This is a genomic window from Streptomyces sp. NPDC014764, from assembly GCF_043082785.1.
In the GTDB taxonomy this organism is placed as follows: domain Bacteria; phylum Actinomycetota; class Actinomycetes; order Streptomycetales; family Streptomycetaceae; genus Streptomyces; species Streptomyces althioticus.
Map to the genome: position 1 here is coordinate 158,193 of NZ_JBIBXY010000013.1, position 20,366 is coordinate 178,558.

Genomic DNA, 20,366 nt, shown 5'->3' on the forward strand with positions numbered 1-20,366 from the left:
GTCTCCCCCTGTCCCCGCCCCCGCGCGGCGTCTTCCGCTCAGCTCAGCCCGTACACCCGTGCCGCGTTGCCGGAGGCGATCATCGTGGCGACCCGCCGGGCGTCGTCCAGGGACCAGGCCCCCTCGGAGACCCAGCCGCCGAGGACCCTGGCGAGGGCCTCGCGGAAGAGGTGGGCGCCGACGACGTGCAGCTCGGGAAGGCCACGGGCGCCGCTGGAGAAGAGGATCTTGCCGAAGGGGGCCAGCTCCAGCACCTCCGCGAGGACGGTCGCGGCCCGGGCGCCGGTGCGGACCAGGGCGGCGCCGCAGTCGGCGTAGACGTGCGGGAAGACGCCCGCGAGATGGGCGGCGTGCCGGTGGTAGGGGTAGCCGTACAGCAGCACCAGGTCGGTGCCGAGGCCGGCGGTGGCCCGGACGAAGTCGGTGAGCAGCACCGGGTCGGTGCGGTCGACGCGCGCGCCCGGGGCGCCCAGCCCGGCGTGGAGCTGGAGCGGCAGTCCCGAGGCCACGGCGATCCACAGCAGGTGGCGCAGCAGCACGGGGTCGGTGAGCCGTCCTCCCGCGCCCCGCGCGGCGAGCCAGCGTCCGGCCGCGCCGTGCACCGCCCCCGGCTCGGGCGGTTCGGGGGCGAGCGCGAGGCCGTGGCGCAGTCCGGCGACGGAGGTGAAGGCGACGGCGTGCGCGGCGGCGCCGTGCACCGACTCGGCGAGGTTGGCGAGGAAGGACTCGACGGTGCCGGAGGTGTCGGCGACCTGTTCGGCGAGCTGCTCCAGGCGGACGATCTCGTGCGCCTCGGCCTGGCCGGCGCGGGCCAGCTCGCCGGGGTCGGTGAGGTCGCCGGGCAGGCCGGTGTCGACGAGGTAGGCGGTGATGCCGCTGCCCCGCAGCAGTCGGCGGCCCGCCTCGGCCGTGCCCAGCTCACGGCGGCGGGCGAGGTAGCGGGCGGGCGGGCAGTGCGGTTCCAGGCCCAGCAGCGGCGGGCACCAGCGGCGCACCGCGAACCCGGTCTGGGTGTCGAAGAGGGTGGTGCCGGGCGCCGGCGCCCCCTCGGTGCGGGCCAGCTGGGCCTCGAACGTGCCGAGGCCCAGCTCCGTGCGCAGTACGCCGTGGCAGTACTGGTCCACGAGGGACGGCGGGTCGATCATCTCCGGACTCTCCCCGTGTGGACGCTGTCGCTGCCTACAGGTCCTAACGGGTGAACCGGTGAAGAGGTGTTGCCCTGGGGGCGGTCAGTCGTCGGAGGGGCCGCCGACCTGGATGCCCGCCATGCGGCTCCACTCGTACGGGCCGGTCTTCACCTTGGCGGCGAACTCGCCGTCGAACTCCTCGTGCACCGTGATGCCGGCCTTCTCGACGGCCTGCCGCGCGATCTCCATGGAGGGGGCGAAGACGTCACCCCAGGCGCCGTCCTCTCCGACGAGGACGATGCGGGCGCCGCGCTGTCCGAGGTACTCCACGTGTCCCTCGGCGCCGCCGTGCTCCTTGGCGTAGCCGCCGATCTGCTTGGCGAGCCGGGCCGCCTTCTGCCCGTCCTTCGGGTCCACCTGCTGCGTGTCTGCCATGAGCAGGATGCTACCGACGGGTAGATCGAACGGCGACGGGCGGGGTCCGTGGCCTTGGCCACGTGCCCCGCCCGTCGGCGTGCGGATCGGTGTCTCAGCGCAGGAAGGGGTCCACCGCGATGGCGACGAAAAGCAGCGAGACGTAGGTGATGGACCAGTGGAAGAGGCGCATCTCCTTGAGCTTGGCGCCCGTCACCTCGGCCTTGGCGCGGTTCAGCAGCGCGTGCGCCTCCCACAGCCACCAGCCGCCGGCCGCCAGGGCGACCGCGGTGTAGAACCAGCCGGTGTAGCCCATCGGGGTGAGCAGCAGCGACACGCCGACCATCACCCAGCTGTAGAGGACGATCTGCTTGGCCACCGCCTTGTTGCCGGCGACGACCGGCAGCATCGGCACGCCCACGCGCGCGTAGTCCTCCTTCACCTTCATGGACAGCGGCCAGTAGTGCGGCGGCGTCCAGAAGAAGATGACGAGGAAGAGGACGACCGGGGCCCAGGACATCGAGTTGGTGACGGCGGACCAGCCGATCAGCACCGGCATGCAGCCGGCGATGCCGCCCCACACGATGTTCTGCGCCGTGCGCCGCTTGAGGATCATCGTGTAGACGACCACGTAGAAGAGGAGCGCGCCGAGGGACAGCCAGGCGGACAGCCAGTTGACGGTCAGGCCGAACAGCAGCGTGGAGACGACCGCCAGGGTGATGCCGAAGACCAGGGCCTCGCGCGGGCTGACCATGCCGGTCACCAGCGGACGCTGCGAGGTGCGGTCCATCAGCGCGTCGATGTCGCGGTCGATGTACATGTTGAGCGCGTTGGCGCCGCCCGCCGACAGGTAGCCGCCGAGGCAGGTCAGCAGCACGAGCGTCAGGTCGGGCACGCCCTGCTGCGCCAGGAACATCACCGGGACGGTGGTGATGAGCAGCAGTTCGATGATCCGCGGCTTGGTGAGAGCCACGAATGCCATTACACGGGCCCGGAACGGCCGATGCGCAGGGCTCTGACTCGTCCCCAAAACCCCCGCCGGGCGGGATTCAACGGCCGTCACGCACACCCCTACAGAGACATCCCAGCGAGCCGTTCCTGTGAAGTGCCGGTAAAGGCTCGCGCGTACCACGCCACTCTAGACGTTGCCCAGACCCCGGCATTCGCGGGGGTCCGGTCGTGTTGGCGGGCCCCTCTCCGAGGTGCGTCCCGAAGCTCGATTGAGCACGCGGATGAGCGGCTCCGTATTCATCTGCCGAATGCGGAAACTCACCGGTCAGGAGGCGGATCCCGGGGAGTGCCCGCACTCTGGAATGACGCGGAAAAAGGCACGTCCTACGGGGGTAGGCTCGACCACGCCGGTGGGCAGTCACCGGCATCCGACATGTGGAGAGGAGCCCTGACCCAGGGTGAGCACAAAGCCGACCACCACAGACCTCGAGTGGACCGAGCTGGACCAGCGGGCCGTCGACACCGCCCGCGTCCTGGCCGCCGATGCCGTACAGAAGGTCGGCAACGGCCATCCGGGTACGGCGATGAGCCTGGCGCCAGCCGCGTACACCCTCTTCCAGAAGGTGATGCGGCACGACCCGGCGGACGCCGACTGGGTCGGCCGCGACCGCTTCGTGCTGTCCGCGGGCCACTCGTCCCTGACCCTCTACACCCAGCTGTACCTGGCCGGCTTCGGTCTCGAGCTGGACGATCTGAAGTCCTTCCGCACCTGGGGCTCCAAGACCCCGGGCCACCCGGAGTACGGCCACACCACGGGCGTGGAGACCACGACCGGCCCGCTCGGCCAGGGTGTCGCCAACGCGGTGGGCATGGCGATGGCCGCCCGCTACGAGCGCGGGCTGTTCGACCCGGAGGCCCCCGCCGGGGAGTCGCCGTTCGACCACCACGTCTACTGCATCGCCGGTGACGGCTGCCTCCAGGAGGGCATCTCCGCCGAGGCGTCCTCGCTGGCCGGGCACCAGAAGCTCGGCAACCTGATCCTGCTGTGGGACGACAACCACATCTCGATCGAGGGCGACACCGAGACGGCCGTCTCCGAGGACACGGTCAAGCGGTACGAGGCGTACGGCTGGCACGTGCAGCGCGTGGCGCCGAAGCCCGACGGGGACCTGGACCCGAACGCGATCTACGACGCGATCCAGGAGGCGAAGAAGGTCACCGACCGGCCGTCCTTCATCGCGATGCGCTCGATCATCGCCTGGCCGGCCCCGAACGCGCAGAACACCGAGGCCGCGCACGGCTCGGCGCTCGGCGACGACGAGGTCGCGGCCACCAAGCGGGTCCTCGGCTTCGACCCGGAGAAGACCTTCGAGGTCGCCGACGAGGTCATCGCGCACACCCGCAAGGCGCTGGAGCGCGGCCAGGCCGCCCGCTCCGTGTGGGACAAGTCCTTCCAGCAGTGGCGGGACAACAACCCCGAGCGTGCCGCCGAGTACGACCGGATCGCCGCCGGTGAGCTGCCCAAGGGCTGGCAGGACGCGCTGCCGGTGTTCGAGCCGGGCAAGGGCGTCGCCACCCGCGCCGCCTCCGGCAAGGTGCTGCAGGCGCTCGGCGCGGTGATCCCGGAGCTGTGGGGCGGCTCGGCCGACCTCGCCGGTTCCAACAACACGACGATCGACAAGACGTCGTCGTTCCTCCCGGCGGACAACCCGCTGCCGGAGGCGAACCCGTACGGCCGCACGATCCACTTCGGCATCCGTGAGCACTCCATGGCCGCGGAGATGAACGGCATCGCGCTGCACGGCAACACCCGCATCTACGCCGGCACCTTCCTGGTGTTCTCGGACTACATGCGCAACGCCGTGCGTCTGTCCGCGCTGATGCACCTGCCGGTGACGTACGTCTGGACGCACGACTCCATCGGTCTCGGCGAGGACGGCCCGACCCACCAGCCGGTCGAGCACCTCGCGTCGCTGCGCGCCATCCCGGGCCTGAACGTGGTCCGCCCGGCCGACGCGAACGAGACCGCGATCGCCTGGCGCGAGATCCTCAAGCGCTGGACCAAGGAGTTCGGCAAGGGCGCCCCGCACGGTCTGGCGCTGACCCGCCAGGGCGTGCCGACGTACGAGCCCAACGAGGACGCGGCCCGCGGCGGCTACGTACTGTTCGAGGCCGAGGGCGGCGAGCCCGAGGTCGTCCTGATCGCCACGGGTTCCGAGGTGCACGTCGCCGTCGAGGCGCGCGAGCGGCTCCAGGCCGACGGCGTGCCGACGCGCGTGGTGTCGATGCCGTCCGTCGAGTGGTTCGAGGAGCAGGACCAGGGGTACCGGGACAGCGTCCTGCCGCCGTCCGTGAGGGCGCGTGTGGCCGTCGAGGCGGGCATCGGCCTCACCTGGCACAAGTACGTGGGCGACGCCGGCCGCATCGTCTCGCTGGAGCACTTCGGGGCGTCCGCCGACGGCAAGGTGCTGTTCGAGGAGTACGGCTTCACCGCCGACAACGTGGCCGCCGTCGCGCGGGAATCGATCGCCGCCGCCCGGCGCTGACGCTCACATACGACACGTAGGAGATGGAATTTCCATGACAGACGCACTGAAGCGCCTTTCCGACGAAGGCGTCGCGATCTGGCTGGACGACCTGTCGCGCAAGCGGATCACGTCCGGCAACCTGGCGGAGCTGATCGACCAGCAGCACGTCGTGGGCGTCACCACCAACCCGACGATCTTCCAGAAGGCGATCTCCGAGGGCGACGGCTACGACACGCAGCTCACCGACCTCGCGGCCCGGAAGGTGACCGTCGAGGAGGCCATCCGGATGATCACCACGGCGGACGTCCGTGACGCCGCCGACATCCTGCGCCCGGTCTTCGACGCCACCGACGGCCAGGACGGCCGGGTGTCCATCGAGGTGGACCCGCGCCTGGCGCACAACACCCGGGCGACGGTCGCCGAGGCCAAGCAGCTCGCCTGGCTGGTGGACCGTCCCAACACCCTCATCAAGATCCCGGCGACCGAGGCGGGCATCCCGGCCATCGCCGAGGTCATCGGCCTGGGCATCAGCGTCAACGTCACGCTGATCTTCTCGCTGGAGCGCTACCGCAAGGTGATGGACGCGTTCCTGACCGGCCTGGAGAAGGCCAAGGCCCGCGGCCTGGACCTGTCGAAGATCCACTCCGTGGCGTCCTTCTTCGTGTCCCGCGTGGACACCGAGATCGACAAGCGGATCGACGCGCTCGGCACGGACGAGGCCAAGGCGCTGCGCGGCAAGGCCGCCATCGCCAACGCGCGCCTGGCCTACCAGGCGTACGAGGAGGTCTTCTCCACCGACCGCTGGGCCGCGCTGGAGCGCGAGGGCGCCAACAAGCAGCGTCCGCTGTGGGCGTCCACCGGTGTGAAGGACAAGGCCTACAAGGCGACGATGTACGTCGACGAGCTGGTGGCGCCGAACACGGTGAACACCATGCCGGAGGCGACGCTGTACGCCACCGAGGAGAAGGGCGAGATCCGGGGCGACGCCGTCACGGGCACGTACGAGCAGGCGCGCGCCGACCTCGACGCGGTCGAGGCGCTCGGCATCTCGTACGACGAGGTGGTGCGGCTTCTGGAGGACGAGGGCGTCGACAAGTTCGAGGCCTCCTGGAACGACCTGCTGAAGTCGACCGAGGCGGAGCTCCAGCGCCTCGCCCCCTCGGAGGGCTGAGACCTTGTCGAGCAGCAATCCGCTGCGTGACCCGGCGGACCGACGGCTCCCGCGTATCGCGGGGCCGTCGGGCCTGGTCATCTTCGGCGTCACGGGTGACCTGTCGCGCAAGAAGCTGATGCCGGCGGTCTACGACCTCGCCAACCGGGGGCTCCTGCCGCCGGGCTTCTCGCTGGTGGGCTTCGCCCGCCGGGAGTGGGCGAACGAGGACTTCGCGCAGGAGGTCCACGACGCGGTCAAGGAGCACGCGCGGACCCCCTTCCGCGAGGAGGTCTGGCAGCAGCTCATCCAGGGCATGCGCTTCGTGCAGGGCACCTTCGACGACGACGAGTCCTTCGAGCGGCTGCGCGGCACGATCGAGGAGCTGGACAAGGCACAGGGCACGGGCGGCAACTTCGCGTTCTACCTGTCGGTGCCGCCGCGGTCCTTCCCGGTGGTCATCCAGCAGTTGAAGAAGCACGGTCTCGCGGACCAGACGGGCGGCTCCTGGCGGCGCGCGGTCATCGAGAAGCCGTTCGGGCACGACCTGAGGTCGGCCGAGGAACTGAACGCCATCGTCCACGAGGTGTTCGCGCCGGAGCAGGTCTTCCGGATCGACCACTACCTGGGCAAGGAGACCGTCCAGAACATCCTGGCGCTGCGCTTCGCCAACACGATGTTCGAACCGATCTGGAACCGGTCGTTCGTCGACCACGTGCAGATCACGATGGCCGAGGACATCGGCATCGGCGGCCGGGCCGGCTACTACGACGGCATCGGCGCCGCCCGCGACGTCATCCAGAACCACCTGCTGCAGTTGCTCGCGCTGACCGCGATGGAGGAGCCCGCCTCCTTCGACGCGGACGCGCTGGCCGCGGAGAAGACCAAGGTGCTCGGCGCCGTGCGGCTGCCGAAGGACCTGGGCCGGGACACCGTGCGCGCGCAGTACGCGTCCGGCTGGCAGGGCGGCGCGAAGGTCATCGGCTACCTGGACGAGGACGGCATCGACCCGGCGTCCAAGACCGACACCTACGCGGCGATCAAGGTGGGCATCGACAACCGCCGCTGGGCGGGCGTCCCCTTCTACCTGCGCACCGGCAAGCGGCTGGGCCGCCGGGTGACGGAGATCGCGGTGGTCTTCCAGCGGGCGCCGCACTCCCCCTTCGACACCACGGCCACCGAGGAGCTCGGTCAGAACGCCATCGTGATCCGCGTGCAGCCGGACGAGGGCGTCACGGTGCGGTTCGGCTCGAAGGTGCCGGGCACGTCCATGGAGATCCGGGACGTGTCGATGGACTTCGCGTACGGCGAGTCGTTCACCGAGTCCAGCCCCGAGGCGTACGAGCGGCTGATCCTCGACGTCCTGCTCGGCGACTCCAACCTCTTCCCGCGCACGGAGGAGGTCGAGCTGTCCTGGAAGATCCTCGACCCGATCGAGGAGTACTGGGACGCGCACGGCAAGCCGGCCCGGTACCAGGCCGGAACCTGGGGACCGGTCGAGGCGGACGAAATGCTCGAGCGAGACGGACGGAGCTGGCGCCGGCCATGAAGACAGACCTCACGGACACCACGGCCAGCAAGATCAACAAGGCGCTGGTGAAGGCGCGGCGGGCCATCGGCACGCCGGCCGTCGGCATGGTGCTGACCCTGGTCATCGTGACGGACGAGGAGAACGCCTACGACGCCCTGAAGGCGGCCGGCGACGCCTCGCGCGAGCACCCCTCGCGCACCCTGGTCGTCATCAAGCGCGTGTCCCGCTCCCCCCGCGACCGGACACAGTCGCGGCTGGACGCCGAGGTGCGGGTCGGCGCGGACGCCGGCACGGGCGAGACGGTGATCCTCCGCCTGCACGGCGAGGTCGTCGACCACGCCCAGTCGGTGGTGCTGCCGCTGCTGCTGCCGGACGCCCCGGTGGTGGCGTGGTGGCCGGTCAACGCGCCGCTGGACCCGGCGAACGACCCGCTGGGCGCGCTGGCCCAGCGCCGGGTGACCGACACCTACGCCTGCGAGCAGCCGGTGAAGGAGCTCGCCGCCCGCGCCGACGCCTACACCCCGGGCGACACGGACCTGTCGTGGACCCGCATCACGCCGTGGCGTTCGATGCTGGCCGCCGCGCTGGACCAGGTCGCCTGCGAGGTGCAGGGCGTCGAGGTGGAGGGCGAGGAGTTCAACCCGAGCTGCGAGCTGCTGGCGATGTGGCTCGCGGACCGGCTGGACGTCCCCGTCAGGCGCACCCGCTCGGCCGGCCCGGGTCTCACGGCGGTCCGCATGGACACCGACTGCGGCCCGATCGTGCTGGACCGCGCCGACGGATCGCTGGCGACGCTGGCCATCCAGGGCCAGCCCAAGCGGGCGGTGGCGCTCAAGCGCCGGGAGACCGCGGAGCTGATCGCGGAGGAGCTGCGCCGGCTGGACCCGGACGACACCTACGCGTCCGCCCTGCGCTACGGCGTGGAGCGGCTGAAGCAGGAGAACGGCGGTGACGCTCCGGCCAAAGGAGAACAGGACGCCGGCGAACGGGAAGCCGTCCCCGCTCCCGTCGAGTCGGTTGCGAAAGGTCCCGCGGCCGAAGCGACGGCGGAGGCACCGGTGAAGAGGGCGGGGGCGAAGTGAGTACGGCACCCCAGCTGGTCGTGCACCGGGACAAGGAGCTGATGGCGCAGGCCGCGGCGGCCCGGCTGATCACCAGGATCGTGGACGCGCAGTCCTCGCGGGGCGAGGCGTCGGTCGTACTGACCGGCGGCCGCAACGGCAACGGCCTGCTGGCCGCGCTGGCCGCCGCCCCGGCCCGGGACGCGATCGACTGGTCGCGCCTGGACCTGTGGTGGGGCGACGAACGGTTCCTGCCCGAGGGCGACCCGGACCGCAACGTCACCCAGGCCCGCGAGGCGCTGCTGGACGCGGTGCCGCTGGACCCGGAGCGCGTGCACGCCATGCCCGCGTCGGACGGTCCGCACGGCTCGGACGTGGAGGCGGCGGCCGCCGCCTACGCGGCGGAGCTGGCCGCCGCCGCGGGCCCCGAGGACCACGGCCCGGTCCCGGCCTTCGACGTGCTGATGCTGGGCGTGGGCCCGGACACGCATGTGGCGTCCCTGTTCCCCGAACTGCCCGCGGTCCGCGAGACGGAACGCACGGTGGTCGGCGTCCACGGCGCCCCGAAGCCCCCGCCCACCCGGGTCACGCTCACCCTCCCCGCGATCCGCGCGGCCCGCGAGGTGTGGCTCCTCGCGGCGGGCGAGGACAAGGCGGAGGCAGCGGCCATCGCCCTCTCGGGCGCGGGCGAGATCCAGGCCCCGGCAGCGGGAGCGTACGGCCGCTCCCGCACCCTGTGGCTCCTGGACACGGCGGCGGCTTCGCAACTCCCGAGGACGCTGTACCCGCCGGCGACGGCGTAACCAGCCCTTCGGCGTTCGAGGACGAGGCCCGAAGGGCCGTAGGGGGCCAGGGGCGCAGCCCCGGGACGGCCGGGGAAGGGGCGGAGGGGGCGAACAACCCTCCCCGCCCCCCCTCCTACTTCACCGACCCCGCCATGACCCCCTGTACGAAGTGCCGCTGGAACGCGAAGAACACGACCACCGGCACCACCAGCGACAGGAACGCCCCCGGCGCCAGCACATCCACGTTGCTTCCGAACTGCCGGATCTGCGACTGCAGCTCCACCGTCAGCGGCTGCGACGAACTGTCCGCGAACAGCAGCGCCACCAGCATGTCGTTCCACACCCACAGGAACTGGAAGATGGCGAGGCTGGCGATCGCCGGCCGCCCCACCGGCAGCACCAGCCGGGTGAAGATCCGCCACTCGTTGCCGCCGTCCATCCGCGCGGCCTCCAGCATCTCCTTCGGCATCTCCGCGAAGTAGTTCCGCAGCAGGAACACCGCGAACGGCAGTCCGTACGCCACGTGGAACAGCACCACGCCCGGGATGGTCCCGAACAGGCCGAGCTGGCCGAAGAGTTTGGCGACCGGCAGGAGTCCGATCTGCACGGGCACCACCAGCAGCGCCACGACGACCAGGAACACCGTGTCCCGGCCGGGGAACTCCAGCCAGGCGAAGGCGTATCCGGCGAGCGCGGCGACCACCACGACGAGCACGGTGGTCGGCACCGAGATCAGGACGGTGTTCCAAAAGGCCTGGGTGATGCCGGAGTTCTCCAGCAGTGCCGAGTAGTTGTCGAAGGACAGCTGCCCGGGGCTGGTGAACACGGTCCACCAGCCGCCCTTCGCGGTGTCCTCCGCGGACCGCAGCGAGGACAGGAACAGACCGGCCAGCGGGGTCATCCAGACCAGCCCGATGACCACGAGGAAGGCCTGCACCACCGCGTTGCCCAGGCCGCGACGGATCACGTTCATCGCTGACTCCTCTTGAAGCGGCGGACGTTGAACACCATGGCCGGGATGACCAGGAGCAGCAGCAGGACGCCGAGCGCGCTGCCCCGCCCCTGGTTGTTGCCGCCGCCGAACGACACCAGCCACATCTGGGTGGCGAGGACCGTGGCGTCCTCCTGCACGGGCCCGGGCGCGATGATGTAGACGAGGTCGAAGACCTTCATCACGTTGATCACCAGCGTCACGAACACCACGGTCAGGACGGGAGCGAGCAGCGGGACGGTGATCCGCCGGAAGATCTGCCACTCGCTCGCGCCGTCCATCCGGGCCGCCTCCAGGGCGTCCCGCGGCAGCGTGGACAGGCCGGCCCCGATCAGCACCATCGCGAACCCGGTCCAGATCCACAGGTACGCCCCGATGATCGCCGGGGTGACCAGCGCCGGGCCGAGCCAGGAGATCCCCTCGTAGGGCGGGGCGAAGTTGTCCGCGGGCAGCTTCAGCGCGTACGAGCCGCCGTCGAGGCCCGTGAAGCGGAAGGAGCCGTCGGACGCGGTGGTGGTGCTCGCGACCTTCTTCCCGTCGCGTACCGCCTCGACGGTCAGGCCGGGCAGTCCGCTCTCCTCCCGGTCGACCACGCCCGGCTCCCCTCCTCCGCCGGGCGTGAAGTCGAGGTACACCACGCCGCGCACCTCGTCCGGGGCGGCCGTGTCCGACGCCGCCCCGGACGCGGGTCCGGCCCCGCCCGGCAGGTCCTTGGGGGCGACGCCGACCAGGCCGAGCGCCGCCGTGCCGCCGGGTGAGACCTCCGCGGCGGTGACGTAGGAGCCGTCGGGTTCCTTGGTCAGCCCTTCTCCGTCGCGGGCGCGGGCCGTCGGGTAGGAGGAGCTGCCCGTGAAGGCGTCGTGGACGGAGACGACAGCCGCGTTGAGGACGCCCTTGTCGGGATCCTCGTCGTAGGCGAGGCGGAAGATGATGCCGGCGGCGAGGAAGGACACCGCCATCGGCATGAACAGCAGCAGTTTGAAGGCGGTGGCCCAGCGCACCTTCTCCACCAGAACGGCGAGGATCAGTCCGAGCCCGGTGAGCAGGGTGGGGGCGACCACTACCCAGATGGCCGTGTTGCGGACGGCCTTGAGGGTCGCCGGGTCGCGGAACATCTCGGTGTAGTTCTCGCCGCCGACGAACTCGGTGCCGGTGGCGTCGAAGAAGCTTCGGCCGACGGAGAACAGCACCGGGTAGACGACCAGCGCACCGAGCAGCAGCAGCGCGGGGAGCGCGAACAGCAGGGCGACGATCCGGCCGCGGCGGCGCAGGCGCCGCCCGCGCGCGCCGTCGGGGCGCGCGGGGGCGGACGACGTCGTGTCTTTCACGACTGTGGCGGTCATGGCCGTCAGTTCCCGTAGGCCTTGGCGGCGGCCTTCTCGAGCTCGGCCGCGGTCTTCTTCGGGTCGGACGGGTCACGCAGGAAGTCCTGGAGGATCTTCCACTCGCCGGCGCCCTTGGTGCCGCCGAAGGCCGCGGGGGCCTGGTCGGACATGTCGAAGCGGACCGAGTCGCCGGCCGCGATCAAGGACTCGGCGGTGGCACGGGTGACGTCGTCGCCGTAGGAGGACAGGTCGAGCTTCTCGTTCGGGGAGAGGAAGCCGCCCGCCTCGGCCCAGACGGCCGCGGCCTCGGGGCTCGCGAGGTACTCGACGAGCGCCATGCCGGCCTCGCTGTTCTTGCCGTCCTTGAGGACGACGGCCGCGTCGCCGCCGCTGACCACGGGCGCCTCACCGCCGCCGACCGGCGGGAAAGGGAAGAAGTTCGCGTCGGTGCCGATGGTCCGGCCGAACTGGTCCTTGGCGACGCCCGCCACGAAGTCGCCCTCGTAGACCATGGCGGCCTCGGCCTCGGGTCCGAAGACCTTCTCCACCGAGCCGGGGAAGTCGGTGTTCAGGGCGCCCTTCTGGCCGCCCGCGATGAGCTGCTTGTCCTTGAACAGCTTGCCGAGGGTGGTGAGCGCGTCTACCACGGTCGGGTCGGTCCACTCGATCTCGTGCGCGGCGAGGGCGTCGTACTTCTCGGGCCCGGCCTGGGAGAGGTAGACGTTCTCGAACCAGTCGGTGAGGGTCCAGCCGTCCTGGCCGGCGACGGAGAAGGCGGCGAGCCCGGAGTCGGATATGGTCCGGCCGCTCTTCAGCATCTCGTCGTAGGTCTTGGGCTCGGTGACGCCGGCCTGTTCGAGCGCCTCGGGGCTGTACCAGACGGTCGACTTGTGGGCGGCCTTGAAGTAGAGGCCGTACAGGGTGCCGTCGACGCTGCCGTAGTTCTGCCACACCTCGGCGAAGTTGGCGCCGACCGCGGACTGCACCTTCTTGTCCAGCGGCTTCAGCCAGCCCTGCCCGGCGAACTGCTTGAGCACGCCGACCTGCGGGACCATCACGACGTCGGGGGCGTTGCCGCCCTCGATCTTGCTGCCGACGACGGTGGAGACGTTGTCGCCGGTGGAGACGAACTGGGTCTTGGCGCCGGTCTTCTCCGTGAAGGCGTCGAGCACCTTCTGGAAGTTCTTCTGCTCGCTGCCGGACCAGACACCGGCCACGGTGACGGTCTGGCCGTCGAGTGACTTGTCGCCGCCGCCGGCCGCGACGGGCTCGCCGCCTCCGCAGGCGGTCGCGCCGAGCGCGAGGACGAGGGCGGTGCATCCGGCGAGCAGGGTGGTACGTCGTCGCATCATCATCGATGTCCCTTCGGGGGAATCCGGGAGAACGGGAGTGACCGGGCCGGGCGGCCGGGCGTGCTTCTCAGGAGCCCTGGATCCACCAGGCGGCGGTGGAGCCGGGAAGCTCCCCGGGCGGGCAGGGACCGCTGGCGAGCAGCGGGGTGCCGGTGACCGGGGCGGGTACGGGAGCGGTGCCGAAGTTGACGGCGCAGACGAGGTCGTCGCCGCGGGCGAAGGCGAGGACGCCGGGCTGGGTGTCCAGCCAGCGCAGCGCGCCCTCGCCCAACTGGTGCAGCGCGGACCGCAGTTGCAGGCCGTCGCGGTACAGGTGCCAGGAGGACCGGGTGTCGGCGAGGGCGCGGTGGGTGGCGTACTCGGCGAAGTAGTCGGGCTGCGGCAGCCAGGGCTTGGCGCCCTCGTCGCCGGGGGTGAAGCCGAACGGCGAGGCCTGTCCGGACCAGGGCAGCGGCACCCGGCAGCCGTCGCGGATGCGGGCGCGGCTGCCGGTGCGGCGGAAGATGGGGTCGGTGAGCACGTCGTCGGGCAGGTCGACGACCTCGGGCAGGCCGAGCTCCTCGCCCTGGTAGATGTACGCGGCGCCGGGCAGCGCCAGCATCAGCAGCGCGGCGGCGCGGGCACGGGCGGCGCCGAGTCCGCTGCCCTCGGCGGGTTCGCCGTAGCGGGTGACGGTGCGCACCTGGTCGTGGTTGTTGAGGACCCAGGTGACGGTGGAGCCGGTGCCGGCGATGTCCTGCATGGCCTCGGAGATGACCTTGCGGAAGGCGTCGGCGTCCCAGGGCGCGCCGAGCAGGTCGAAGAAGAACGCCTGGTGGAGCTCGTCCGGGCGGACGTACTCGGCGTGCTCGCGGGCGGACGGCACGGACACCTCGCCGACCAGGAGCCGCTCGCGGCCGTCACGGGCGGTGTACTCCTCGCACACGGCGCGCCAGTGCCGCCACACGTCGTGCACCTCGGGCTGGTTCCAGGCGAGCGGGTTGACCGAGTCGCGGGTGCGGGCATCGGCCTCGGGGTCCGGGGAGTCGGGCAGTCCGGGGTGCTTGAACAGGCCCGCGGCGACGTCGATGCGGAAGCCGTCGACGCCCCGGTCCAGCCAGAACCGCAGGACCTGGTCGAACTCGTCGGCGACCTCGGGGTTGCGCCAGTTCCAGTCGGGCTGCTCGGGCGTGAACATGTGCAGGTACCACTGGCCGGGCCGGCCGTCCGCCTCGGTGACGCGGGTCCAGGCGGGGCCGCCGAACATGGCGTGCCAGTTGTTGGGCGGCTCACCGCCGTCGGGACCGCGGCCGTCGGCGAAGTGGAAGCGGGCCCGCTCGGGGCTGCCGGGTGCGGCGGCCAGGGCCTCGCGGAACCACGGGTGCTCGCTGGAGCAGTGGTTGGGCACGATGTCGAGCAGCACACGGATGCCGAGGCGGTGGGCGGAGACCACCAGCCGGTCGAACTCGTCGAGGTCGCCGTAGACCGGGTCGACGTCCCGGTAGTCGGCCACGTCGTAGCCGTGGTCGTGCTGGGGCGAGGGGTAGAACGGGCTGAGCCATATCCCGTCCACGCCGAGCTTCCTCAGGTACGGCAGTCCCGCCCTGACTCCGGCGAGATCGCCGATGCCGTCCCCGGTGCTGTCCAGAAAGCTGCGGACGTAGACCTGGTAGATCACCGCGTCACGCCACCAATGGTGCCTGTTCACCCCGATTGACCTGTCTGTGAGGAGCGCTGCTTGTTATGCATGCATGTTAGGTAGCGGTGAACAGCGGGTGTCAATGAACATGCGCAAGCTACCGGGAGGTTGCAGGGTGCGAGTCAGGACGTAAGGGGGTGATTCCGGCGCGAACGAGATGTGCGCGTTACCTAACAGGTAACTAGGTACGGAGTCAGCGGGAGGATACGGCGGCCAGTTCCTCCGCCAGCCGGCGCACAGCGGCCTCGGGCGTCTGCCGCCCGCTCATCGCGTCGTGCACCACCGCCTGCACCACCAGGCTCACCTGGTCGTAGCGCGGGCTCTTGGGCCGTGGCGCGGCGGCCAGCACGCTCTCCCGCAGGGTCGGCAGGTACGGGAAGCGGCGCACCAGCTCCGGGTCGTCGTACAGATCGGCCCGTACGGGCGGCAGCGCACCGCGGGTCAGCACCTGGCGCTGCACCCGCTCGCCGGTGAGGTACGCGAGCAGCCGGGCGGCGGAGTCGGGGTGTTCGGCGTGGCTGCTGACGGCGAGGTTGGACCCGCCGAGCACGCTGGTGCCGGGACCGTCCGGTCCGGGCAGGGGCACGGCGCCGACCTTCCCGGCGACCTTCGAGTCCGGGGCGGAGGCGGCGACGTACGCGTAGGGCCAGTTGCGCAGGAAGAGCAGCCGGCCGTCCTGGAAGGCCCGCTTGGACTCCTCCTCCTTGTACGCCAGCGCCTCCTCGGGGATCCAGCCCTCGCGGACCCCGCGGGCCAGGAAGCCGATGCCCTTGCGGGCGGCCCGCGAGTCCACGGTGACGCGCTCGCCCTCGTCGCCGAGGATGCTGCCGCCCGCCGAGTAGACGGCCTCGGCCGCGTTCACCGTGAGCCCTTCGTAGGGGAGGAACTGGCCCGCGTAGCCGTCCAGTCCGCGCGCCGGGGCGAGGGTCTTCGCGGTCCGTTCCAGTTCGGCCCAGGTGCGCGGCGGCTCGACGCCCGCCTCGTCGAGGACGTCCTTGCGGTACAGCAGCAGCCCGGCGTTGGTCACGTACGGGACGGCGTACAGCCGGTCGTCGTAGGTGGCGGTGCCGACGACCGGGGGCAGGAAGGCGTCCAGCGGGAACCGGTCGCGGGGCAGCGGGCGGATCCAGCCGGCGGCGGCGAACTCCGAGGTCCAGCTGACGTCGATGTTCAGCACGTCGAAGCGGCCGCCCTCGCCGGCCCGCAGGTCGGTGATCATCTGCGCGCGGGTCTCGTCGGCGGAGTCGGGCAGTTCGACGAGGGTGACCTCCTCGCCGGGGTGGGTGCGGTTCCAGCCGTCGAGGACGGAGCCGAGGTAGCCGGTGAGATCGCCGGCGGTGGCCAGGGTGAGCGGTCCGCGCCCGTCACCGGGGCCCTCGTCGGCGCTCGCGCCGGAGGCGATGTAACCGGTCAGAACGACGATCAGGACGAGAAGGCCCCTACCCGCGGCATGGATCCACCGCATAGGTTCCTCCCTGTACACCGGCACCCGGGCACCCTTGCCGGGGTCAGAGGCCATGTATACCCGTTAGGTATGGGCGATACTAGGTCCTGCGGCACATTACCCAGGAGCGCGAGGAGGAGAGCACGAGTGCGGCTGCCCCTCCTGGCGCTGCTCGCCCGCGGCCCGGCGCACGGTTACGAGCTCAAGCAGGACCTTGAGCAACTGCTGGGCTCCGCGTACCCTCAGCCGAACGTCGGCCAGATCTACGTCACCCTCGGCCGCCTCGAGAAGACGGGGCTGATCGAGGGCGAGGCCATCGAGCAGTCGAGCCGGCCGAACAAGAAGGTCTACCACCTCACCGAGGCCGGGCACGAGGCGCTGCGCGCCTGGTACGAGGAGACGGCGGACGAACCCCGGGTGCGGGACGAGTTCTTCATGAAGCTGGCCCTGGCCCCGCAGACCGGTCTCGCCGACCAGATCGCCCTGATCAACCGCCAGCGCCGCCAGTACTTGAACACGATGCGGCAGCTGTCCAAACTGGCCGCCGCCGAGGACCGGGACAACCGCATCTCCCAACTGCTGATCGAGGGCGCGATGCTGCATCTGCAGGCCGATCTCGACTGGCTGGAGCGGTGTCAGGAAGAGCTGGAGGAGCTTCAGTGAGCGAGAACGACGCTCCCCTGCTGAGCGCCGACGGCCTGGTCAAGACGCATCACGGCGAGGGCGCCCCGGCGCACGCCGTGCGCGGCGTCGACCTTCGGGTGACGCGCGGCGAGTTCGTGGCGGTCACCGGCCCCTCGGGCGCGGGCAAGTCGACGCTGCTGCATCTCCTCGGCGGGCTCCAGCGGCCGGACGAGGGCTCCATCCGGCTGGACGGCGAGCGCGCCGACGGCTGGAGCGAGGCGCGCTGGGCGGTGGAGCGGCGGCGGCGCATCGGCATCGTGTTCCAGTTCTTCAACCTGGTCTCGGACCTGTCGGTGGCGGACAACGTGGAGCTGCCCGCGCTGCTCGCCGGGGTCCCGCCGAAGAAGGCCCGTGCGGCGCGCCGGGAACTGCTCGCCGAGCTGGGCCTGGAGGGCAAGGAGCGGAGCATGCCGGGCGAGCTGTCCGGCGGTGAGCAGCAGCGGGTCGCCCTGGCCCGGGCGCTGGTCAACCACCCTCCGTTGCTGCTGGCCGACGAGCCCGCGGGCAGCCTGGACAGCAGGGGCACGCGCGAGGTGATGCGGCTGCTGTCCCGCTTCCACCAGCGCGGGCAGACGATCCTGCTGGTCACGCACGACGCCCGGCTGGCGAGCGCCGCGGACCGGGTGATCTCGTTCTTCGACGGCCGGATAGCCGACGACGCCACCCTCGACGCGGCCGCGCCACCGCGCAGGGCCGGAGCGTCCGGCGTGCTGGAGCTCAGGGACTGACATGCGCGTCCACGACCGACCCGCGAGGCACTGACATGCGCGTCACCCACCGACCTGCCACGCGCATACGCGTCGACGACCGACCCGCGAAGGGCTGAGGCCGGTGCGAGCGACTCTGCGCTGGGCGTACTCCGATCTGCGCACGCACCGCGGCGAGGCGCTGTTCCTGGTGCTCGCCACCGCGGGCATCGCGGTGTCCCTGCTGCTGGCCACGGCCCTGTTCGGGTACGCCACCAACCCCTGGCAGCGCGTCTTCACGCAGGCGCACGGCGCCCACGTCACCCTGCACACCACCGCCTCCGCCGACGCGGACAGGCTCACCGGCCTGGACGGCGTCCGGTCGGTCGCCGGCCCCTACCCCACCTCCTCGCTGACCCTCGCCTCGCAGGGCGGCCGGGCCTCCGTGGAGGTGCGCGGCACGCAGGACCGGCCCGAGGTGGGCCGCCCGATCGTCACCTCCGGGCACTGGCTGGACCCGGCGACGCCCGACGGCGTGGTCCTGGAGAGCAAGCTGGCCCGCGCCCTGCTCACCGCCCCCGGCGACACCCTCACCGTGCCCGGCACCGCGCGGCAGTTCACCGTGGTCGGCGTCGCGGACAGCGCCGAACCCCGGTTCCGGCCGGGCGAGCGGGCGGGGCTCGTGTGGGCGCTGCCGTCGGCGGTGCCGGACCCGGACGGGCAGGTGATCGGGCTGCGGCTGGCCGACCCGGGCGACACCGGGTACGCCGTGCAGCGGGCGGTGACCGAGCTGGGCGCCGGGGCGATCGGCGAGGTGGCGACCTGGCAGCAGGCGCGCGCCGAGGCGCAGGGCGACAACCGGCTGCTGGGGCAGGTGCTGGGCCTGTTCGGGCTGGGCGCGCTGGTCGCCGCCGGGTTCGCCGTGCACGGCGCGATCACCACCCGGATCCGGGGGCATCTGCGGGACATCTCCGTCCTCAAGGCGATCGGCTTCACCCCCGGTCAGGTGGTGCGCGTCTTCCTGATCCAGCACCTCGGCCACGCCCTGCTGGGCGCGGTGGCCGCCGCCGCGCTCACCGAGGCGCTGGGCGGCTCGGTACCGGGGCGGCTCGGGGACGCGGTGGACGTGTGGCAGGGGCTGCCCGGGCACACGGCCGCGCTGTTCGTGGTGCCGGTGGGCGCGGTGCTGTTCATCGGCGCGACGACCGGCCTGGCCGCCTGGCGCGCGGGCCGGGTGCCGCCGGTTCCGGTGCCGCGTCCGGCGGCGGCGCCGGCGGGGCGGCTGAGCGGGGCGGCGCGCCGGGCGCTGGGCGCGCGAGTGCCACCGGCCCTGGTGCTGGGCTGGCACAAGGCGTTCACCCGGCGGCCGCGGTCGCTGGGCGCGGTGGCCAGGCTGGCGCTGCCGTTGCTGCTGATCGTGGTGGCGCTGAGCGCCTGGACGACCATCGACCGTTTCCACAGCGCGCCCGAGCGGATCGGGCTGCCCGCAGCGCTCAGCGTGCGCGCCGACGCCTCGCTGGACGACGCGGAGGCGCGGAAGCTGCTGGAGAGCGACCCGCAGGTCGCTGCCGCCCACCCAGGCGTGGAGGTGGCCGCGCTGGTCCCCGGCCAGACCGCGACGATCGCCCTGCGCGGGTACGGCACGCGCGAGGACCCGTACCCGTTCGCGCTGGCGGAGGGCCGGCCGGCGCACGGTCCGGACGAGGCGGTGGCCGGGCAGGGGCTGCTCGACCTGCTGCACGTCCGGGTGGGCGACTGGGTGCGGATGACCGTCGGGGACCGCCCGCAGATCCTGCACATCGTGGGCCGCAGCATCGAGCCGGAGAACGCGGGACGGGTCATCTCCACCTCCCTCGACACCCTCCGCGCCAACGACCCGGAGATGCGGCCCGGCCTCTACCAGGTCCGCCTCGAACCCGGCGCGGACCCGGCGGAGGTGGCGGCGCGGCTCGCGGCGGAGGGCCGCGGCCATCTGGACGTGCACACCGTGACCAACCCGGCGGACGGGCTGTCCCCGCTGCGCGCGGTCGTCCTGGGACTGGTCGCGGTGCTGGCGCTGATCGGTCTGGTGGAGCTGCTGACGGCGATCGGCGGCACCGTCCGCGAGGGCGAGCGCGACCTGCTGGCGCTGAAGGCGGTCGGCCTGTCGCCCCGGCAGATCACCGCGGTCACGGTGACCGCCACCGCCGGCACGGCCCTTGCGGCGGTGCTGCTCGCCACCGCGCTGGGGCTGCCGCTGGCGCACTGGCTGATCGACGCCCAGGGCAGGTCGAGCGGCATCGGCGCGGGCATCGCCCGGCTTCCCTCCCCCGCGCTGCTGGTGCTGCTGGGCACGGCCGCCGTCCTGGGCGCCGCCGCCCTGGCCGCCCTCCCGGCCGCCCGAGCGGCCCGCCGCCGCCTCGCGGACACCCTGAGCGCGGTGGCCTGAGCGGACGCGGACGCGGCCCCTACGGGCCGTACGGCGGCTGCGGATCGTACGGGGCGGACGGACGCGCGCCGTCCGCCCCCGCGGTGTCCGGTCAGCCGCGTCCGCGCAGCTCCCGGTAGGCGGCGACCAGGGCCTTCGTGGACGGGTCGAGGCCGGGGACGTCGGCGCCCTCGGTGAGGGCGGGCTCGACGCGCTTGGCGAGCACCTTGCCGAGTTCGACGCCCCACTGGT

The 20,366-nt window shown here is 72.0% G+C and carries 17 protein-coding genes; 8 read left to right on the forward strand and 9 right to left on the reverse strand.

What is annotated here, in order from left to right:
- Positions 1-38: 38 nt before the first annotated feature.
- The 3 genes from ACF1AG_RS26255 to ACF1AG_RS26265 form a co-directional block, all read right to left on the reverse strand.
- Positions 39-1,145, reverse strand: a complete 1,107-nt coding sequence (locus ACF1AG_RS26255) for an amidohydrolase family protein (protein ID WP_359601989.1) — start codon at positions 1,143-1,145, stop codon at positions 39-41.
- Between the two features lie 84 nt (positions 1,146-1,229).
- Positions 1,230-1,562, reverse strand: a complete 333-nt coding sequence (locus ACF1AG_RS26260; protein WP_359601990.1) for a hypothetical protein — start codon at positions 1,560-1,562, stop codon at positions 1,230-1,232.
- A gap of 94 nt (positions 1,563-1,656) precedes the next feature.
- On the reverse strand, positions 1,657-2,610 hold the full coding sequence (locus ACF1AG_RS26265; protein WP_163087356.1) for a heme o synthase: 954 nt from the start codon (positions 2,608-2,610) through the stop codon (positions 1,657-1,659).
- A 340-nt stretch (positions 2,611-2,950) separates the two neighbouring features.
- Between ACF1AG_RS26265 and tkt the strand changes: the two genes are divergently transcribed.
- Genes tkt through pgl form a run of 5 tightly spaced genes read left to right on the forward strand, consistent with a single transcriptional unit; the run spans position 2,951 to position 9,565 of the window.
- Positions 2,951-5,038: a transketolase gene (gene tkt, locus ACF1AG_RS26270; RefSeq protein WP_359601991.1), complete on the forward strand. Its 2,088-nt coding sequence runs from the start codon at positions 2,951-2,953 to the stop codon at positions 5,036-5,038.
- Between the two features lie 34 nt (positions 5,039-5,072).
- Complete coding sequence (tal, locus tag ACF1AG_RS26275) at positions 5,073-6,191, forward strand: transaldolase (RefSeq protein WP_359601992.1); 1,119 nt, start codon at positions 5,073-5,075, stop codon at positions 6,189-6,191.
- A 4-nt stretch (positions 6,192-6,195) separates the two neighbouring features.
- Positions 6,196-7,719, forward strand: coding sequence for a glucose-6-phosphate dehydrogenase (gene zwf / locus ACF1AG_RS26280; protein WP_359601993.1), 1,524 nt, complete (start codon positions 6,196-6,198; stop codon positions 7,717-7,719).
- A complete protein-coding gene (opcA, locus tag ACF1AG_RS26285) occupies positions 7,716-8,783 on the forward strand; it encodes a glucose-6-phosphate dehydrogenase assembly protein OpcA (protein WP_387794777.1) in 1,068 nt (355 codons plus the stop codon). Before zwf ends, opcA begins: the two co-directional genes overlap by 4 nt.
- The gene (pgl, locus tag ACF1AG_RS26290; RefSeq protein ID WP_359601995.1) at positions 8,780-9,565 is read left to right on the forward strand and encodes a 6-phosphogluconolactonase; all 786 of its coding nucleotides are present in this window, start codon (positions 8,780-8,782) and stop codon (positions 9,563-9,565) included. The genes opcA and pgl overlap by 4 nt, the downstream gene beginning before the upstream one ends.
- 115 nt (positions 9,566-9,680) lie before the next feature.
- On the opposite strand, the gene ACF1AG_RS26295 is transcribed toward pgl, so the two are convergent.
- From ACF1AG_RS26295 to ACF1AG_RS26315, 5 genes are all read right to left on the reverse strand, one after another.
- The gene (locus ACF1AG_RS26295) at positions 9,681-10,520 is read right to left on the reverse strand and encodes a carbohydrate ABC transporter permease (protein ID WP_093767551.1); all 840 of its coding nucleotides are present in this window, start codon (positions 10,518-10,520) and stop codon (positions 9,681-9,683) included.
- The gene (locus tag ACF1AG_RS26300; protein ID WP_391810487.1) at positions 10,517-11,881 is read right to left on the reverse strand and encodes an ABC transporter permease subunit; all 1,365 of its coding nucleotides are present in this window, start codon (positions 11,879-11,881) and stop codon (positions 10,517-10,519) included. Before ACF1AG_RS26300 ends, ACF1AG_RS26295 begins: the two co-directional genes overlap by 4 nt.
- 5 nt (positions 11,882-11,886) lie before the next feature.
- A complete protein-coding gene (locus ACF1AG_RS26305; RefSeq protein ID WP_391810492.1) occupies positions 11,887-13,215 on the reverse strand; it encodes an ABC transporter substrate-binding protein in 1,329 nt (442 codons plus the stop codon).
- A gap of 67 nt (positions 13,216-13,282) precedes the next feature.
- Entirely contained in the window at positions 13,283-14,902 is a 1,620-nt protein-coding gene (locus ACF1AG_RS26310; RefSeq protein WP_391810488.1) for a glycoside hydrolase family 13 protein, read from the reverse strand.
- Between the two features lie 184 nt (positions 14,903-15,086).
- Positions 15,087-16,358: an ABC transporter substrate-binding protein gene (locus ACF1AG_RS26315; protein ID WP_359602000.1), complete on the reverse strand. Its 1,272-nt coding sequence runs from the start codon at positions 16,356-16,358 to the stop codon at positions 15,087-15,089.
- Positions 16,359-16,484: 126 nt separating this feature from the next.
- Between ACF1AG_RS26315 and ACF1AG_RS26320 the strand changes: the two genes are divergently transcribed.
- From ACF1AG_RS26320 to ACF1AG_RS26330, 3 genes are all read left to right on the forward strand, one after another.
- Positions 16,485-17,000, forward strand: a complete 516-nt coding sequence (locus tag ACF1AG_RS26320; protein ID WP_387794775.1) for a PadR family transcriptional regulator — start codon at positions 16,485-16,487, stop codon at positions 16,998-17,000.
- Positions 16,997-17,749 (forward strand): ABC transporter ATP-binding protein, encoded by a 753-nt coding sequence (locus ACF1AG_RS26325; RefSeq protein ID WP_359602002.1) that lies wholly within the window; start codon positions 16,997-16,999, stop codon positions 17,747-17,749. Before ACF1AG_RS26320 ends, ACF1AG_RS26325 begins: the two co-directional genes overlap by 4 nt.
- A gap of 103 nt (positions 17,750-17,852) precedes the next feature.
- The gene (locus ACF1AG_RS26330) at positions 17,853-20,135 is read left to right on the forward strand and encodes an ABC transporter permease (RefSeq protein ID WP_387794774.1); all 2,283 of its coding nucleotides are present in this window, start codon (positions 17,853-17,855) and stop codon (positions 20,133-20,135) included.
- 91 nt (positions 20,136-20,226) lie between these two features.
- On the opposite strand, the gene ACF1AG_RS26335 is transcribed toward ACF1AG_RS26330, so the two are convergent.
- Positions 20,227-20,366: hypothetical protein (locus tag ACF1AG_RS26335; RefSeq protein WP_391810493.1), on the reverse strand; the 140-nt coding region annotated here is incomplete at its 5' end.

Coding starts and splice junctions, on each gene's coding strand:
- ACF1AG_RS26255 (WP_359601989.1), bottom strand. CDS start 1,145: ATGATCGACCCGCCGTCCCTCGTGGACCAGTACTGCCACGGCGTACTG.
- ACF1AG_RS26305 (WP_391810492.1), bottom strand. CDS start 13,215: ATGATGCGACGACGTACCACCCTGCTCGCCGGATGCACCGCCCTCGTC.
- ACF1AG_RS26260 (WP_359601990.1), bottom strand. CDS start 1,562: ATGGCAGACACGCAGCAGGTGGACCCGAAGGACGGGCAGAAGGCGGCC.
- tal (WP_359601992.1), top strand. CDS start 5,073: ATGACAGACGCACTGAAGCGCCTTTCCGACGAAGGCGTCGCGATCTGG.
- opcA (WP_387794777.1), top strand. CDS start 7,716: ATGAAGACAGACCTCACGGACACCACGGCCAGCAAGATCAACAAGGCG.
- ACF1AG_RS26295 (WP_093767551.1), bottom strand. CDS start 10,520: ATGAACGTGATCCGTCGCGGCCTGGGCAACGCGGTGGTGCAGGCCTTC.
- ACF1AG_RS26315 (WP_359602000.1), bottom strand. CDS start 16,358: ATGCGGTGGATCCATGCCGCGGGTAGGGGCCTTCTCGTCCTGATCGTC.
- ACF1AG_RS26300 (WP_391810487.1), bottom strand. CDS start 11,881: ATGACCGCCACAGTCGTGAAAGACACGACGTCGTCCGCCCCCGCGCGC.